The organism is Legionella sp. PATHC035, assembly GCF_026191115.1.
Lineage (GTDB): Bacteria > Pseudomonadota > Gammaproteobacteria > Legionellales > Legionellaceae > Legionella.
On the sequence record NZ_JAPHOT010000001.1, the window covers coordinates 121,366 to 138,728 of the forward strand.

Sequence of the window (17,363 nt, forward strand, 5' to 3'; positions counted from 1 at the left end):
TGGTTAATCAACGGTTACCCGATTGACTTCCTCTATAGTGGTAATACCTTGTTTTATCTTCTCAAGCCCAGATTGATAAACAGTAATCATGCCTTCTTCCTGAGCAATTTTTAATATATCCAGGGAATTTCCTCCAGACATGATGACCTGGCCAAGTGTTCTGGTCATAGGCAATACTTCAAATAAACCTATTCTACCGCGGTATCCATTGGTACATTTAGGACATCCTCCAGCTTTATATAATTTAATTCCCTCTAAATCTGCTTCAGTAAAACCTAATTCCAGCAAACCTGGCTTATTGAAGTCATCCCTCAATACTTTACAATGCTCACATAATTTTCGAGCTAAACGTTGTGCAATAATAAGTGTTACAGAACTGGCAACATTAAATGTTGCAATACCCATATTCACCAAGCGGTTAAGGGTTTCAGCAGCACTGTTTGTATGCAATGTTGAGAGTACTAAGTGTCCTGTTTGAGCGGCTTTAACAGCTATTTCAGCGGTCTCCAAATCACGTATCTCACCAACCATGATAATGTCAGGGTCTTGGCGTAAAAACGATCGTAACGCGTTGGAAAAGGTTAAACCTGCTTTAGGATTAATATTAACCTGATTAATCCCTGGTACTTTAATTTCAACCGGGTCTTCTGCTGTGGAGATATTCACTTCTTTAGTATTAAGTATATTTAATGCGGTATACAAGGTTACCGTTTTACCACTACCGGTGGGGCCGGTCACTAGGATCATACCTTGAGGGCGTTCAATTGAATGCACAAAATGTTCTTTTTGGATCGGGCTAAAACCTAAAGCCTCAATACCAAGTTTTGCTGAGCCTGGATCTAAGATACGCATAACTACTTTTTCACCTGAAGTAGTAGGGCAGGTGCTTACGCGAAAATCGATGGATCGGGATTTGGATATTTTCATTTTAAAACCCCCATCCTGAGGTATTCGCCTTTCTGAAATATCTAAGTTGGACATGATTTTTATGCGAGCTGTAATTCGCGTAGCCAAACTTCCTGGAGGTGTGGCAATTTCGTGTAAAATACCATCTTGTCGGTAGCGTATGCGATATTCTTTCTCGTAGGGTTCAAAATGTATGTCGGATGCTCCTTGTTTAATGGCATCAAGAAGTATCTTATTGACGAATTTTACAATGGGAGCATCTTCGGTGAGTGAAGTAGTAATATTTGTGTCGTGCTCTTCTTCCTCATTAATGATAAGTCCATCAAATTCATCACTATCCCCACCAACAAACTCGGATAAACCCTGGGTTTCTTGTAATGTGAGTAAGTGATCAATTAGCGCGTTCAACTTATCAGCTTCTACGACAATTGCATGCGTGTTGAGCCCAGTATGGAATTGAATTTCTTTTAAAGAGGCTTGGATACTTGGATCCTCTGTTGCTAGGTATAAATTATTGCCTCGGTAAAATAGGGGAACCATTGAATGGCGACGAATTAATTTCTCGTTAACCAGACTAGTGGGGATAGAATCGATTTCAATGCAGTCAAGATCAAGTATAGGAACGCCAAAATTTCTCGACGCTGCAAGTGCAATTTGTGTGGCTGATAAAATATTATTTTTTACAAGATATTGAACCAAAGAGATTTTTTCTGCAGCTGCTTGTTTGCAGAATTCGACAGCTTGAGCTCTATCCAACAACTTTTCAAGAACAAATAGCTGTCCTATTCCATGTAATTTAAATTCATCCGTTCCTAACATAGGCTTCTATCAGCTTATAATAATATTAACTATAGTTAATCCATTTAATAAAATCACGTGTTCCAGTCAACATTGTTGTTTACGTAGCGTAGGTTGGACGAAAACAATATCAAAGCAATCATACCTTTGATTTAAATAGTGTCTATGAAGAATTCTACTATTCAGGCCATTTTCATTAAGTCTTGTGAGTTGTCACCAACCTAAGCGCAAGATATTTAAGTGCAAAAAAAGAAAATGGATTGTATGTATGAGAAACTCGTTGTATTGTAGTTTAATTCAGGATTTACTATTTTAAAAGGCATTATTTTGTTAATTGAACGACAATTAAAACAATATCGCGCCCTGAATAAATGGTTTCAATCACCCCTGGGTCTTTTTGCTGCCCATGAGTTTTTAGTTAATCTTGAATCTGAAAGTGATTATTCACATGGCGATACATTACTGCAATTAGGAAATTGCGGCGATAACATTTGGTTAAAAAAATTCAATTACACTCATAAATGGATTGCTTCTCCTTTTTTATTGGCTAATAAAGTGCAAATTAAGTGTGCTTTAAATCAACTTCCACTCGACCGTAACAGTGTGGATTGCATTATTGTGCCACTTACCCTGGAGCCTTTCAGCAACAGTTTGAGTCTAATCGACGAAATCGATCGCGTTCTTAATCCCATGGGTTTTGTCGTTTTATTAAGTATTAATCCTTGGAGTCTTTGGGGTGGGGCAATAAAAACTGGATTATTACATTGTTATAGCGATCAAAAAGTTCAAATGAGAACCCCATTCAACATAAATCGAATTTTTATACAAAGAGGATATAGACAGTATTCTTTAAGTAATTTTTGTTATATCCCACCAGTTAATAACTCCTCACTAATTAAAAAATTTACTTTTCTGGATGAAATAGGCAAGATGCTTTGGCCTTTCCCTTCAGGATTTTATTGCTATATTGCTCAAAAATATCAGGCCATACAACCTAATTTGCAATATAATCCAGTTGAGGAGCCAATTAAGGATTATCAGGCTCCCTTACAGCCTGTTATTTTTTCTTCGCAAGTACCTGGTTTGCGTCGATCAGATAAAATCAAATGATTTATGAATCGGTTATATGGGATATTAAAAACTTGAGTGAACGATCTCCTGTTGATGCTAGGACCATCCTTTGATCCGGAGTCCTCAGTTACATGGAAAGTTACTTCTGATCCTTGGGTTTCGATGTCATATCAAACGGATTTGGGCTTTTTATCTCTCCCAAAGTAGGAGATTCTGTTTCTATGGAGCCAGTCGATTGACCTCTTTGAGTGACTGTTGCGTTGAATGTTTTTAGACTATCCATTAATTTTTCTTGGCTTGAACTGCCAAAAGTCATTTGACTCATCCCTTCTTTGATTGCGCTGCCTATTTCTTTTTGGCTTCCCTGATACAGTTCGCCATTTCCAGAAGAATACACATAATCATCTTTAGGGACAAAGGCAATATCACTTATAAATGCAGCACTCAATGGGTTCATGCCCCCACAACAAAATAGTTGGCATTTTTTTGCCTCATCATCATAGAATTTTTTTTTCTGATTCTCATCGCGAAAAGAAAGAATAGGAGGGAAATCCATCAGTAACGCATTTCGCTGCTGTTTTATATTCTGATCCTTTTCCTCATCAAGAACATTGGAGCGATAATGATCAATTAAAGGAGATTGCTGTTTGCCGGGAACTAGATTTTGGAAAAAAATCATATCATTGAATTGGATCGGTTGTTCCTGCTTGTTTTGTGTCATAGTATATTATTCCCGATAGGCTCTTAATAATTTAAAGGTTAGCATTTATCGGTTGAAATGCGAGTTCGAACCCTAATTAACTTCTGTTAATTTAATTTGAACAGTGTCCCTTTATTTTTGTATACTTCGCTATGTCATAAGAACAGGTTAATTTTATGAATAAAAAAACAATATTCAGAGTCACTTTTGCCAACCAAGAAGCAATTTATGAAATTTATGCGCGATCTGTCAAAGAAAGTGAAATTTTTGGGTTTCTCGAGGTTGAAGAACTGGTGTTTGGTGAACAAACTGCATTAGTTGTTGACCCTTCTGAAGAACGATTAAAAATTGAATTTAACGGAGTAAAGCGGACATTTATACCCATGCATTCAATTTATCGTATTGATGAAGTGACAAAACAAGGAACAGCTAAAGTTAAGGATAATCCAGGTTATGGAAGTAAAGTTAGCCCTTTTCCTGGCACAGGAAAAATAAAAGATTAAATGAACGTTCCCTTATATCCCACTCTTTGTCCCAAGGATTCAAATAATGACTATTCCAGATAAAATTAAAAAAGTGTATGAGAAGTCAACTTGCTTGTTTACTACAAATGAAGTTGAAGCCGCTCTTGATCGTATGGCAATAAATATACATAAAGAATTGCAAGAACAAAATCCAGTGCTTCTTTGTGTTATGGTAGGGGGCTTGGTTCTTTTAGGCAATTTATTGCCACGCTTGGACTTTCCGTTAGAAGTAGACTATGTCCATGCAACCCGTTATCAGGGAGAGACAACTGGAGGCGATATCGTCTGGAAAGCAAAACCTTCGGCTAATTTAAAAGGAAGAACCGTTCTTGTGGTTGATGATATTCTTGACGGGGGCATCACCTTAGCTGCAATAATTGATGAAGTCAAAAAACTTGGCGCAGAAAAAGTATACAGCGCCGTTTTGGTTGATAAATATAGGAAGCGCGTTGTAAATGGTCTTCAAAAGGCTGATTTTGTAGGTTTACAAGTAGAAGATCACTATATTTTTGGTTATGGAATGGATTATAACGAATACTTGCGAAACGCACCGGGTATTTTTGTTGTGCACCCTGAGCATGAATAGCTAAAACTGAAAAGAACTACATATTCGAGCTCGTATAGGGCTCGATTTTCTCATATGAAACGCTTACTTTTCTTTTAGATAACAAAGTAATAAATAGGGTTTTACTGCATATCCAGCCCAAACTGGCAATGAGATGGCTAAGCGGACCTTAAGTGCCAATATTTTGTTCATATCGAACAAGATATCCTGATCTTCAATATCCTGGGTAAAATCATATTCCCCATGCAAGTTGACATAATGCCAAATTAAAGTCGATCCATTACGAATAACGGTTAATAGCGCCTTCCTACTTTCTTCATCCTCTAATAGAGCTAATTTCTGTGAAAGATATAACTCATTCCATAATACAATCGCGTTTTGAATTAAGCGTTGGCAACCAACAAAGCACATCGTTTATGAGTGTGGTTAAGCATGAAGTAAGCATGCAGGGACGAGGGCTATCCACACACAAATCGCTGGGTGTCAATCAGGATAAGCCCATTTTTGCGGACGTCAGTGGAGATTGCCTAAAGCGTGCTTAAGTTTAGCGTCGTTCTCACCATTTTCCGTTTGGTCTTGCTTTTGATTTTGGCCAAAAAATTGTAGGCCAGCTATATCGACATAAGCATGGGTCATGCGACGGATTTCTATGGGTAGCTTGGAGAGATAGTTACTCTCGTTGGGATGCTCAAATAAATTAAAATACCGATAGCCACGCTGATAAGCCTTGAGTAAGGCTTCGACTTTTTTCAAAGAAGCGGAAGAGACATTTGGTGTCTTTATGCATTGCTTTTGTCGATTATTTTCTGGATAGAGTTGGTTAAAAAGCTGATCATATTCATGTACATATTCATCAAGAAATTGGTCTGATAGACGACCATTGTTTTGATCGTGTTTAAAATGATTGAAAAAATGTTCGCGTATCACTATTGATTTATTACGATTTAGCATTTCCGCTATCGGTTTTTCATATTCATTTTTTAGCTGTTCATCAAACAAAACAAATTGTATCAGTGTTTTGTTTGCTAGCAGAGCCTTCATTCCCTCATGGCTCATCTCACAATTACCAATTTGCAATGTGGTCAAACGACTGGCGGCCAGTGCCTTCGCTCCTTCATCGCCGATATTGGTGTCATTGATGGTAATGTATTTCAGGGCTGGAAATTGTAATAAAGCGGTTGCTCCTGCTGTTGTAATAGGATTTGAATTTAAGAATAGCCATTCTAATTTAGGTAATACTCGCAATGATTCTGGATCTTCTATGTCATTATCAGTCAAAGCCAGATAGTTAATCGCGCTTTTCGAAGCAGACTGACTCAATGTTGCCAGTGCCTCATCATTTAGCATGCAATGACACAAATCCAGTTTCGTTAGGGTGGGTAGGGAGCCAATCAGCGCTATGCCTTCTTTCGTAAACCACGTATGGTCTTCTTCTGTTTTGTATCGTGAGCATGCCAAAATCAGTTTGGTGATCTTAGGATGATCTTTCAGGAATTTGCACATTGCAGTAACGAGTTCCCGTGTAAGCTTTCGATGTGAAATTAATAACCGCTGTCCATCTTTATCATCAATATCATAAACGAAACTGTTGAAATCGATAGGTTCGGCAAGCTATCATTAGCCAGCGTCTATCAAAAAAATCCTGATGAATTACATACATCAAGCGATGGGCGAAAAGTCAGCGTCGTTGTTGAGTCATTGAATGCCGATAAATCATTCAAATACTTTGGAAGCGCCTCAGTTCATATTCTAAACAGCATCCATTGTACTGTGCCATCAAGGAATTTGGACGGATCATTAAAAGTCTGTTTATTCTTCGGTATATTGATGATGTGGAATTACGGCAGGCTGTTGAAAAACAGTTAAATCGCATTGAGCTATCGAATAAATTTTCAAAAGCCATTTTGTTTGGTAACAACCAGGAGATTCAATACAGCAGTAAAGTGGAACAAGAAATGGTTGTTGGCTGCCAGCGCCTAATCCAAAATGCAATTGTATTATGGAATGAGCTATATCTTTCGCAAAAATTGGCTCTGCTAGAGGATGAAGTCAGCAGGAAAGTACTATTAACCATTATTCGCAATGGGTCGACTTTAGTCTGGCATTACGTGAACTTGCATGGAGAATATGACTTTACTCAGGATATTGAAGAACAGGATAGGTTGTTCGATATGGACAAAATATTAGCACTTAAAGTCGCTTAGCTATCTCATTGCCAGTTTGGGCTGGATATGCGGTAAAACCTTAAATATCAACTATACTCATCTTATATGTATTGTATGGGCATGTGGCATGTGATGAAGACTATATTCACAGAACACCCGTATTCTGTTAACAGAGTTTATGTTCAACTTATATTTTTTGCAGCTAAAGCAGTCTGCACATTGATATTTAGAGGTTGTACCGTTTTTTTCCCTAAGATTTATTCTTTGATTTTAAATGGGGCCGCATCTTTATCTTTAAAAGGAGATACTTATGGGCCAATTTAAGTTATCCAGAGTCCAGACCACTAAAGATGCCAAGGATTTTATTCGAGTCAATGTCAAAATAAACAAAAATAATGCTGATTACATCCGTCCCTTGAATCAAGACATCGATGATGTATTTGATCCACAAAGGAACAATACGTTTCGACATGGGTGGACTCAACGTTGGATTTTACGTGATACACGGGGTGAGCTAGTTGGTCGAATTGCCGCGTTTATTAATTTACAATATCAAGTGATTGCGGATAATTATTTAGTAGGAGGAATCGGTTTTTTTGACTGCATTTACGATCATCAGGCTGCAAAAATACTTTTTGATGCAGCAAAGGACTGGCTTCGATTACAAGGGATTGAAGCCATGGATGGGCCGATAAATTTCGGAGAACAAGACCGATGGTGGGGATTACTGGTTGAAGGTTTTCAGAACCCATCGTACCTTATGAATTATAATTTACCTTATTATCAAGAATTGTTTGAAGCCTACGGATTTCAAGAGTTTTATCATCAATTAGGTTATAGCATTGCTTTAGATACATCCTTAAAACCAATCTGGTATAAAATCCATTCTGAATATGAAAATAATCCTGACTTTTCGATTCAACATATTGATACAAATCAATTTAAAAAATTTTACTATGATTTTACAGAGATGCTGCACGTAGATAAGATGGATTTAGGGCTTAATAGACAAGTTGAGTCTGATCTTGTTGTTGACCTGCTAAGAAAAATGTTGCTATTTGGCGATAATCCACTGATTTTATTAGCTCTATATCAACAGCGTCCAATAGCTGCATTATTTTCTATTCCAGATTTAAATCAATTCATTAAATATTTGAATGGGAAGTTTGGTATTGTGCAGATGGTCAAACTGTTTTGTTTGAAACATTTTAAACCCTGTAACAAAGTGATGGGTTTAATTTATGCGATTATCCCAGAGTTTCAAAAAACAGGAATTACTGTTTACTTAACGATCGAATTATTAAAGAAAATAAATAAATCTCCAAAATTTAAGTATACGGAGTATGAAATGAAATGGATCGGTGAAGTGAATCCTAATATGCAACAACAGATGGAAAAAATTGGTTTAATGAATAAAAATAGAGTGCTTACAACCTACAGATATTTATTCGATAAAAGCAAAACACTTAAATCTTGTCCTCTAATCATTTAACTGAAATTAAAGCAAGCAAAGGAGCTTAAAAGATGCGATCTGCTGTGGTTACTGGTGTTTCATCTGGAATTGGATTTGCCATTGCTCAAGAGTTAGTTACTCACAATATTCGCGTTTTTGGCAGTGTGCGCAATGAAGAGGATGCATTAAGGATCAAAGAAGAGCTTGGTACTCTTTTTGTTCCTCTTTTGTTTGATATAACCGATGAATTGGCAGTAAAAAAAGCAGCGCAAGAAGTTCGTAAACAGTTGCGAGGAAAAAAACTTTGGGGATTAATTAATAACGCAGGAATTGCGGTTGTTGGTCCTTTGAGCGAAATGCCGCTTGATGAGTTTCGTCGTCAATTTGAAGTAAATGTTATTGGGCAAATTAGGGTAACTCAAGAGTTCATCTCTCTGCTTGGAGGCGATAAAATGCTGGATGGACCTCCGGGTAAAATCATCAACATAGGATCTATATCTGGTAAAATTTGTAGGCCTTTTTTTGGTCCCTATTCTATATCAAAATATGGAGTGGAAGCATTTTCAGATACTTTGCGTATGGAGCTGATGATTTCTGGTATTGATGTAGTACTTGTAAGACCGGGAATGGTTGACACTCCCATTTGGCATAAAAATGAAGATCAAATCAGTGACGATAAGCTGAGTCAGTCCATTTATGCGAAGTCTCTTCTAAAATTTAAACGCTATATTTATCATAAAATAGAGCTATCTGCTTTACCTGCCAAAAAAGTAGGCGAACTTGTAACTATAATTTTATCTAACCCACATCCTAAAGCGAGTTATGTTTTGGTTCCTAATCTCTTCACGGATTGGATATTGCCCATGTTATTACCTAAACGTTTTATGAATAAAAAAATTGCAAAAGCACTTGGCTTTTTAAAAGGGCAATTAAAATAAATGATCCTTTGCCCCTGTATATGCTTAAGTGCCGAAAACTTGAATTCTGCAACTCATAGACGAAAATGCAAGCTCAGACTCAGGACTTTCCAATTGCTTTTTGATATTCTTGCTCATTTAATATTCTGGGTGACAAAACGATATGAAACTTGCTTTTTTAATTAGTAGTGCCGGAGATACTGATTTAGCATTAAATACGATTAGAGTCCTAGAGTCTCACGGTAAGCATGAGGCTTTACTGATTTCATTAACTAAAACAGCACAGGATCGAGTCGCTGTTTTTAATTCAAATTTAGTCATCACAAAAATATCATTGCCCGAATTAATTACTACTGAAAATAACTCTTTTCCAGTAAGTTCCTGCAATGAAGAGCAACTTAATAACGTAATAAAATACTTGCAAATGGAGAAGGTTCAGCACGTATATTGTGGTGTTCCCTCGGTGAGCAATAAAGTTCCTTTTCAAATCGCAGCAGCATTAGAGGATATGCCTGTACTTATGGCTTATGAGTTTATGTTTAAGCCTGATAACCATAACTTATGGGATTCTTTACCTACGCTAAAAAACAAGCCAAATGTACAATGGGCTTTGCCATTGGAGCCGGCTGTAGCAGACTTCGAAATTAAAGATAAAAACAAAATACATATTGTTGGCCATCTGAGTATTGACAATGCGCTTGCTATAAAACCTGCAGTGAATGATACAGAACTGGCACTGAGATTGGATGCAGAACGAGAGCGGACCCAGAAGACACGAGAAACTTTGAAAATTACTGAGGGAAATTCATTCGCTTTTGTAAGTAGTACTACTCAGCCCGTGGCAATTGATAGTACTTTTTTAAATTGTGTACTTGATGTACTTCCCAAGCATCCTCATATGGAAGTTCGTCTTGGTCTACACCCTGGTATTGAAAATCTCGACGCCTATTTAATAGAAATACTTCAGGTTTATAAAAAACATCAAGATGCATGTAAGAATCAATTTAAAATTATTTTGACGAGTAGTTTATTTGAAAAACTCAAAAAACCTGAATTGACTGTTATTAATCCTGAATTTGAGCATGTTTTTATACGGGCTAATGTCACGGGTAATGAAGCTGCAGCAGCAGCTGAATATGTAGCCCAGGCTGTTCCTGGAGCTTTATTAAATCAGGGAGTATTAGAAGGAAAACCAGCCTACACTCATTTTGGGAAACCTTATCTTCCAGAAAAATATTTTTCGAGCAGTATATCGGCTTTTTTTACTGCAAAACGGCAACAAGAGCGAAGTAAAGATGAATTGGGATTAGATAAAAAAACTGCCCCTGAGTGTTGTGCCGAAGTTCTTTTAAAATTATAAGATCTTTAAAGGAGTCCCCCCTCTTTTAGGAGGGGGGCTTTGGTGTAGGTGACACTATAATCCTGTTATCTGCCTTGCGGATTGTTTCTCCCTTGCAGAGAGAAACTAAGGTAAAGAGTGTTTTTTACTCACTGCTAATTATTGTACGAATAAGTTTTTTCTTCTTCTTCTTTATTCAAAGTCCCTGGATTTGCTGGGGTGGAAGGACAAAAAAACATATGTTGTATGGGAATAGGTGGATCAGCTTTCCTCTTGTCCAACCCCTTTTTTGCCATGTTTCTCACATCATCAGTTGTTGCATTAATGCTCATGAATTCCAATTGACTTAACATCATTTGTTGTCTTTTCTTATCGTACTTCTCCCAACCATTGAATTCTTCAGCTACGCGCGCAGCTAATGTCGGATTAATTTTTTCCAATTTTAGGATGACGTCAACGATTAATTGATAGCCTTTTCCGGAATTTGCATGAAAACCATAAGGATTTTTAATAAATGTGCCCAGTAAAGCATATACTTTATTGGGATTAGATAAATCAAAAGCGGGATGTTGCATTAACTGTTCCACAAGTTTTACAACATGCTCCGAATGTGCAGCTGTCTGCACATTAAACCAATAATTAACAGCTCCCGCATCAGCTTTCCAGTAATCATAAAAACGGTTTAAGAGGATGCTTGCTTGGCTGCAGTTATTGTTTATTAGCAAACTAAGTGCAGAAAGGCAAGCAGTCATGTTTTTACCTAAGGAACTATTGAATTGTTCCATTAAAGAACTCTCTGTTTTTTCAGGTTCTACCGAAATTAAATAACTATGACAAACATGCTTTAAGCGTCTTACCCCAGCAGAGAGGATATCAAATGATTTAAAAGGTGAGTTGTTGGAAGCAGGTAATTTTTCTAGATTTTTTTGCAGTAACAAAATATCGTTCTTTAATTCTTTTGCAAGCTGGAATTGAATAAGTCGACGTGCTTCTGCAATTTGTTCAAAATTCTGGTCTTGCAGATTGGAAAATAAAATTTCTTCTGTAGGTATGGATATTAGTTCGGCCAAAACCCAATGATTTAATGAATTCGATGCCTCCAGAATTAATTTTCGATAGGTGTTAAAGAATTCAGGGGTGAATTTAAGAGAATTACCCTGGCAATATTCTTTAACCATCTGAGTGATCAATTTATTTGCCGCCTCGCAACGATTATATAAATTGCTGTCATGTTGCATTAATTGAAGTAATTGTTCTGAATCATATTCAAATTGAAGTTGAACAGGAGCCGAAAAGCTGCGTAATAATGATGGAGTAGGGCGTGAATCAACATGATTGAAGTGAAATTCCATTTCAGGCTTATCAATTATTATCGTTGTATCATCGAGAATTTCCTTTCCATCTTTATCGAGTAATCCGAACACAACAGGTATCGGCCTACCTTTCCCATCTTTAGTTTTAAATTTTAAAGTATAACATTTTGCTTTGTCATCATATTCATCTGTAACCATTAATTGAGGAATACCGGATTCAGTAAACCAAGACAAGAAAGAGCGCATATCTTTACCCGTTGATTGACTCAATGACTCCAATACATCTTCCAAAGTTACCGCCCCACCATCATGAGTTTTTAAAAATTGGGTCATTCCTTCATAAAAACTTTTTTCACCAACAAAGAGCATCATCATGCGAAAAATATCAGCACTTTTTTCATAAGCAGCGGCAGTATATAGACTTCTAACATTGGTGTATGTATTTTGCCTTGGAGCACGCTCATCAAGATTTTTTCCGTCTAACATCCGAACTAAGTCGGTTCCGAATAAGCGTTCCCGAAACATCGCAGCTCTAAACGTAGTTAAACCTTCTTTAAATGGCAAGTTAAACCACTCACGGATAGTTACTCGATCTCCTGACCAATAATGAAAATATTCATGAGCAACAACCTCTAAGACACGGAGAAAATCAGCATCAGTTCGAGTTTCGGGTGTGGCAAATAAATTTGCTGTATTAAATAAGTTTAACCCAGTCGGTTCTGAAGCACCTGAAGCATATTTATCGACGCCAGCTACCATATGTTGTGCTAACTCACATTCCAGATCAAAGACCTCTTCTTCCCAACGCATGGCTTCTTTTAAAACTTCTTTAGCAAAATCACATTTTGCGGTAGCTGCAGGGGGTACATAAAATTCAATCGGTAATTCACGTTGAGAGCGGGTTTTGAAATAAGCTACTGATTTTTGCAACTTTCCAGCAACCAAGGCAAAAAGATAACTCGGTTTAGGTACTTTATCCAACCAGGTTACGCTGTGTAACCCATTATCGAGATTGTTTTGTTCGATGAGTGAACCATTGGAGAGTAATACGGGATAGTCTTCCTTTTTAGCAATAATTGTTGTTTTGTAGGTCGCTAAATTATCCGGCCGATCATGACAAAAAAGAACACGACGAAGTCCTTCGGTTTCCGCTTTAACTAGAATTGTTCCCTCTGTTTCATATAAACCAAAAAGATCCGTATTTTCTCCTAAACGAGTCACTGTTTCGAGTGTAAAGGCGCGATCTTGGGGGATGTTTTTGATAATTATAGAGTCTTTTGTTATTTCATACTCTTCTTGAGTCAGTTTTTTACCATCGAGTGAAATGGATTCTAAGAGCATATTTTCTCCATCCAACTCAAGATTAATCGAGTGAGATGAAGATTTAGGATTTGGTTCAATCGTCAATAATGCTTTGGATTGAATCGGTTTTTTTGAGAGATCAATCTCCAAATCGACATGTTTTACGAGATATTCTAGAACCTCATAATCACTTAACCTAAATATCCCAGAATGATTTTTCATGAAAACTCCCTAATTCATGGTATTAAGGAGCAACAATATAAGATCAAAATGTTTATTTCAACAGAAATGATTTTTTATGTGGAACACATCTCGTGGTGCGCTTCCTTTTGAAAATCTTCTGTACTCTGTTCATTGGTTAGCATGGAATCGGGTACATGTTGTTTGGATTGGGTAAATGGATTATGTTCTGCATCCCAAGGAATAAAAGCCTTCATATCATTAAAATAACAAAGTTTGGCTTCAGCAATTTTTAATGGAAGTATCGTTTTTTCGAGAATTACATTGAGTTCTCTGGTTATCTCCTCTTTAAGTGGTTCCGAAACGACTATAGAACTTATCTTTTTAGATCGTGAATAGGCCAAGGTGATGTGAAAGATCTTGGGAATTGTTTCTTCAATACTCAAAGCTTCTGCTATTTCTTGAATTTGTGCTGCATGCTCTTTGGATAAATTTAAAGCAAGTGAAATGGTCCGACCAATATTGATATCCATCTTTTCAATGGAAGGGGTAATAGGCGTTTTTTGAAGCGCTTGTTTGATTTTTTGGTAGTGAGGTAAGTTATGAGTGATAAATTGATCCCATATAGCGCCTACTTTTTGCTCCGTCTCTAAGCTCATGGTGGTCATATGATAACTATTGGCAGGTAGGGGAGAAAAATGCTGCATAATCACAGGATTATTTTTTAAGGCTTTATGGATGGTTTCACAAAATTCTTTATGTTCAGGATAGCAGGCGGATACCACCGTAACTCCTGGAAATAGTGCGTATTCACCATGCTCGTCGACTTTACTTAATCGTCTATGCTCCTGTTTGTTTTTCATTGTAAACATTTTTATAAGCACAAATTAGGTTAAATCGATAGTACCATGAATTATGTCCAATGCAAAAAATGTGGTTCATATTTAATCTATAATGAGTATATGGAGAACTTGTACAGTGCATCTAATATGATATTAGATAATAGAAACAGAGAGTTACTATGGCATCGAAATTGAAAGAAATAGAAAATACCCAGGAATTTGAGAATAAGCGCCTTGATGCACTTCAGTCATTAAAAATTATGGATACGGGTCCAGAAGAAAGTTATGATCGATTGGTGCGTCTTGCAATTGATTTGTTTAATATCCCCATTTGTTATATCGCGTTTCTGGATGACAAAAGGCAATGGCTTAAATCAAAACACGGTTTAAAGGTAAAACAAACCCCAAAAAACGTTTCTTTTTGTAATGTAACAATAAAAAAACATGAACCTTTAATCATTAACGATGCATTGCATGATGAACGATTTGCTAATAGCCCTTTAGTACAAGAGGCCCCTCACATTCGTTTTTATGCAGGCGTTCCACTGACCGATCCAGAGGGTTATAATGTGGGTACCTTTTGTTTGGCTGATACCTCTCCAAAACAATTGGACTCAAAACAGTTAGAGCTCTTATTAAATTTGGCTCATATAGCCAAAGATCAGTTAAGCCTCCGTAAGACAAACTTTTTATTACAAAAAATAAAAACCCAACTCGAAGTACGAAATAAGTTAATTCGTAAAGTATTTAGTTTTTATATGTCAGATGAGGTAGTGAATACCATTCTTAAATCCCCTCATCATCAAAAATTGGGGGGATATGAGAATAAAATAACGGTTATGTTTAGCGATTTAAGAAATTTTACTCCTTTATCTGAAGCAATTCCTGGTGAAACGCTGGTCTCTCTTTTAAATAGCTATTTCAGTAAAATGGTTCCGGTCATAGAAAAATATCAAGGAATTGTTGATGCGTTTATTGGTGATGCCATTATGGTCATTTTTGGCGCACCATATTCCTCAGGAAATGATTCCCTCCGTGCCATAGCCTGTGCTTTAGAAATGCAACAGGTCCTAAAAAAATTGAATCACGCGAATAAAAAGAAAAATTTGCCGCAGCTAGAAATGGGAATAGGCATTAATACGGGGGTTGCCGTAGTGGGAAATGTGGGTTCCAAAAAACGAATGCAATACAGCGCGATAGGATCATCTGTTAATTTATCATCACGAATTCAAGATCTCAGCCTTGGGGGCCAAATATTAATTTCTGAGTCTACTTATAAGGAAGTTGTAAATGACATCGAAATAAATGGACATCTTCGAGTCAAAGTTAAAGGAATCCACTCACCGATTACTATTTATGATGTCTCACATTTAAAATCGCTGGAAAACAAAATTTAAATAATTGCTGAAAGTCATTCCGAAAAAATGAAATATTTTCAGGGGACAACACAGGTCGCCTTTGAAAATACCTCATCCAGAAGATGCCTTCTTCGTCATGTTGATCCTCACGTAGTTTTCTGACTAGGTAAAGAAAACCACGTGCGCATTATTATATTCTGGGGCTTTGGATTTCTTCTGCTGATTTGCTTATTTCACTTGATAAACCATTCGGAGTAATTCCCCATGGTTTTACACTTGAGGGGCTGATAGGTAACCCACCTTTATTCAAAATCTCACTAACCAATGTAGTACAATTATAGACTGGGTTATCATTTTCCTTTGGTGTTATTTTCCTGCGATACAGTTCAACATCAATTGGATCTTGATTGACAAACGCAGAACTGTCTTTAAAAAATCCAACAAGATTAACGTTAGGCAGTAGTTGATAGCCTACTTCTCCTTTTTTTACTCTCTCTTGAGTTTGCTTAATATGTTCACTCATTACAGGAGTATCTAAATTCTTATAACGAAAAACATGATCAGGGGCTAAAGGCGTTGAATCTTCGATTGGTTTTACTTGTATCGGTCTATCTGGATCAAGGCAGGTGTTTTTCGATGCACCCAACGTTTCCATATCATCAGACAAATTAGTAGCAATGTGTGCAGGCAAGGGGATTACAGATGTGAGCCCGCCTGAGGGGATAGACTCAGGATGAATACTTACATATTCCCCTGGATCCTCATCTTTCATTTTTGGCTTTGAACCACCTACTTGTACAGCAGTATGGCCAACTTTACTGGCTGTCATGTTCCAAACAAATACCCATGTATCTTTTGCAGGTTCAGTTGGTTTTGTTTCTTCATGTGGAGTAGTAGAGTTTAAGTTTGCAGAGTTGCTATCCATATCTTTTTTTAAATTTAGATTAGGTAGTGAAGTATTTGCGCTATCATTTTTTTTAGATCTGAGAAATGAAAACATAACAATCCTTTTATTTAGAAAAATTACCTATTTGGCATCGAGATTATAGTCAGGTAGTAAATTTTAAATCAATGGGTATTTATTAGACACCCTATTTAATCTTTATTAAATAGGGTGTGCGGATTTTATTATGATTTAAAACCACGGCAATATTCTTTGATAAATGAGTCTTTATCTACTTTAGTAAAACCATGTTTTTCTAACGCAGGAGTAAATAAGGTTGGTATATTAGGATTTTCAAAATTCTTAAAACCTGCACCTTTGATAACATGAGTTACCGAACTAGCACAATTATCAACTTTCATTTCTGGAACTTCAGGATGATTGTCATCATACACAGGGAAACCAAATACATCTTCTAACGGATGACAACCTGTTTCTTTCTTAGTTTTTTCTACGACTCTTTGAGAACCTGAAGCACCCTGAAGTAGATGCTTAAATCCATTCACTAGTGGATTGGCATCAGCAAAAACAGAGTATGTTGAATGACCTTTGATAACGTCTTCAGTGAACTCATTTTGGCCTTTTTTAGCCCCTTTAAATTGGTCTTTGGTTACTTGAGTAGTCAAAATGTGAGTGGCCTCTTCTACATCTTGCTTATGATCTGTGGCGAGTTGCCCTGACACAGGGATCGAGCCGAAGGTTAATCCATTAACAATACTTCCGAAGAAGCCAGGATAAAAACTTGTGGTACGAATTTCTGTTTTACCTTCTTTTTTCTTAATAAGCAGCGCCGTCACGTGTCCTGGACCATTTTCTTGATTTGTATCTTTTACACAGACTGCAACATGATATTCTGCTTTGGCTTGCTCGGATTTTACTTGTGGTGTTGTTGTAGTTTGTTGTTGTGTTTCTTTTTTAGAGAACATTTAAATAACCTCATATTGATGAACATACGAGGCATCCTTACCCAATTTTAAAATCAATTTG

At 36.9% G+C, this 17,363-nt stretch carries 16 protein-coding genes; 8 read left to right on the forward strand and 8 right to left on the reverse strand.

What is annotated here, in order from left to right:
• Positions 1 to 3 precede the first annotated feature (3 nt).
• The gene (gene pilB / locus OQJ13_RS00580) at positions 4 to 1,725 is read right to left on the reverse strand and encodes a type IV-A pilus assembly ATPase PilB (RefSeq protein ID WP_265708418.1); all 1,722 of its coding nucleotides are present in this window, start codon (positions 1,723 to 1,725) and stop codon (positions 4 to 6) included.
• A 306-nt stretch (positions 1,726 to 2,031) separates the two neighbouring features.
• Between pilB and OQJ13_RS00585 the strand changes: the two genes are divergently transcribed.
• The gene (locus OQJ13_RS00585) at positions 2,032 to 2,814 is read left to right on the forward strand and encodes a methyltransferase domain-containing protein (RefSeq protein ID WP_265708420.1); all 783 of its coding nucleotides are present in this window, start codon (positions 2,032 to 2,034) and stop codon (positions 2,812 to 2,814) included.
• A gap of 100 nt (positions 2,815 to 2,914) precedes the next feature.
• Here the strand turns inward: OQJ13_RS00585 and OQJ13_RS00590 are convergent, their stop codons facing one another.
• On the reverse strand, positions 2,915 to 3,496 hold the full coding sequence (locus tag OQJ13_RS00590) for a hypothetical protein (RefSeq protein WP_265708421.1): 582 nt from the start codon (positions 3,494 to 3,496) through the stop codon (positions 2,915 to 2,917).
• 155 nt (positions 3,497 to 3,651) lie between these two features.
• Here OQJ13_RS00590 and OQJ13_RS00595 point away from each other — a divergent pair, with 155 nt between their 5' ends.
• A complete protein-coding gene (locus tag OQJ13_RS00595; RefSeq protein WP_265708422.1) occupies positions 3,652 to 3,978 on the forward strand; it encodes a DUF1820 family protein in 327 nt (108 codons plus the stop codon).
• 46 nt (positions 3,979 to 4,024) lie between these two features.
• Entirely contained in the window at positions 4,025 to 4,585 is a 561-nt protein-coding gene (locus OQJ13_RS00600; RefSeq protein WP_265704782.1) for a hypoxanthine-guanine phosphoribosyltransferase, read from the forward strand.
• A 63-nt stretch (positions 4,586 to 4,648) separates the two neighbouring features.
• Here OQJ13_RS00600 and OQJ13_RS00605 read toward each other — a convergent pair whose 3' ends face one another.
• Together OQJ13_RS00605 and OQJ13_RS00610 are read right to left on the reverse strand one after the other, a co-directional pair.
• The gene (locus OQJ13_RS00605) at positions 4,649 to 4,975 is read right to left on the reverse strand and encodes a Tn3 family transposase (RefSeq protein WP_265708423.1); all 327 of its coding nucleotides are present in this window, start codon (positions 4,973 to 4,975) and stop codon (positions 4,649 to 4,651) included.
• Between the two features lie 102 nt (positions 4,976 to 5,077).
• The gene (locus OQJ13_RS00610; RefSeq protein ID WP_265708424.1) at positions 5,078 to 6,067 is read right to left on the reverse strand and encodes a hypothetical protein; all 990 of its coding nucleotides are present in this window, start codon (positions 6,065 to 6,067) and stop codon (positions 5,078 to 5,080) included.
• Positions 6,068 to 6,285: 218 nt separating this feature from the next.
• On the opposite strand from OQJ13_RS00610, the gene OQJ13_RS00615 reads away from it, so the two are divergent.
• The 4 genes from OQJ13_RS00615 (at position 6,286) to OQJ13_RS00630 (ending at position 10,459) form a co-directional block, all read left to right on the forward strand.
• Positions 6,286 to 6,768 (forward strand): Tn3 family transposase, encoded by a 483-nt coding sequence (locus OQJ13_RS00615; RefSeq protein WP_265711858.1) that lies wholly within the window; start codon positions 6,286 to 6,288, stop codon positions 6,766 to 6,768.
• A 271-nt stretch (positions 6,769 to 7,039) separates the two neighbouring features.
• On the forward strand, positions 7,040 to 8,221 hold the full coding sequence (locus OQJ13_RS00620) for a hypothetical protein (protein ID WP_265708425.1): 1,182 nt from the start codon (positions 7,040 to 7,042) through the stop codon (positions 8,219 to 8,221).
• A 32-nt stretch (positions 8,222 to 8,253) separates the two neighbouring features.
• Complete coding sequence (locus tag OQJ13_RS00625) at positions 8,254 to 9,120, forward strand: SDR family NAD(P)-dependent oxidoreductase (RefSeq protein WP_265708426.1); 867 nt, start codon at positions 8,254 to 8,256, stop codon at positions 9,118 to 9,120.
• Positions 9,121 to 9,262: 142 nt separating this feature from the next.
• Positions 9,263 to 10,459, forward strand: coding sequence for a hypothetical protein (locus OQJ13_RS00630; RefSeq protein WP_265708428.1), 1,197 nt, complete (start codon positions 9,263 to 9,265; stop codon positions 10,457 to 10,459).
• 134 nt (positions 10,460 to 10,593) lie between these two features.
• Here the strand turns inward: OQJ13_RS00630 and pepN are convergent, their stop codons facing one another.
• Together pepN and OQJ13_RS00640 are read right to left on the reverse strand one after the other, a co-directional pair.
• Positions 10,594 to 13,275, reverse strand: a complete 2,682-nt coding sequence (pepN, locus tag OQJ13_RS00635) for an aminopeptidase N (protein ID WP_265708430.1) — start codon at positions 13,273 to 13,275, stop codon at positions 10,594 to 10,596.
• Between the two features lie 74 nt (positions 13,276 to 13,349).
• Complete coding sequence (locus OQJ13_RS00640) at positions 13,350 to 14,096, reverse strand: DUF1868 domain-containing protein (protein ID WP_265708432.1); 747 nt, start codon at positions 14,094 to 14,096, stop codon at positions 13,350 to 13,352.
• A gap of 158 nt (positions 14,097 to 14,254) precedes the next feature.
• On the opposite strand from OQJ13_RS00640, the gene OQJ13_RS00645 reads away from it, so the two are divergent.
• Entirely contained in the window at positions 14,255 to 15,472 is a 1,218-nt protein-coding gene (locus tag OQJ13_RS00645) for an adenylate/guanylate cyclase domain-containing protein (protein WP_265708434.1), read from the forward strand.
• 151 nt (positions 15,473 to 15,623) lie between these two features.
• Here OQJ13_RS00645 and OQJ13_RS00650 read toward each other — a convergent pair whose 3' ends face one another.
• Both OQJ13_RS00650 and OQJ13_RS00655 read right to left on the reverse strand, forming a co-directional pair.
• The gene (locus OQJ13_RS00650) at positions 15,624 to 16,433 is read right to left on the reverse strand and encodes a hypothetical protein (RefSeq protein ID WP_265708435.1); all 810 of its coding nucleotides are present in this window, start codon (positions 16,431 to 16,433) and stop codon (positions 15,624 to 15,626) included.
• A 128-nt stretch (positions 16,434 to 16,561) separates the two neighbouring features.
• Positions 16,562 to 17,302: a hypothetical protein gene (locus tag OQJ13_RS00655; protein ID WP_265708436.1), complete on the reverse strand. Its 741-nt coding sequence runs from the start codon at positions 17,300 to 17,302 to the stop codon at positions 16,562 to 16,564.
• Positions 17,303 to 17,363 lie beyond the last annotated feature (61 nt).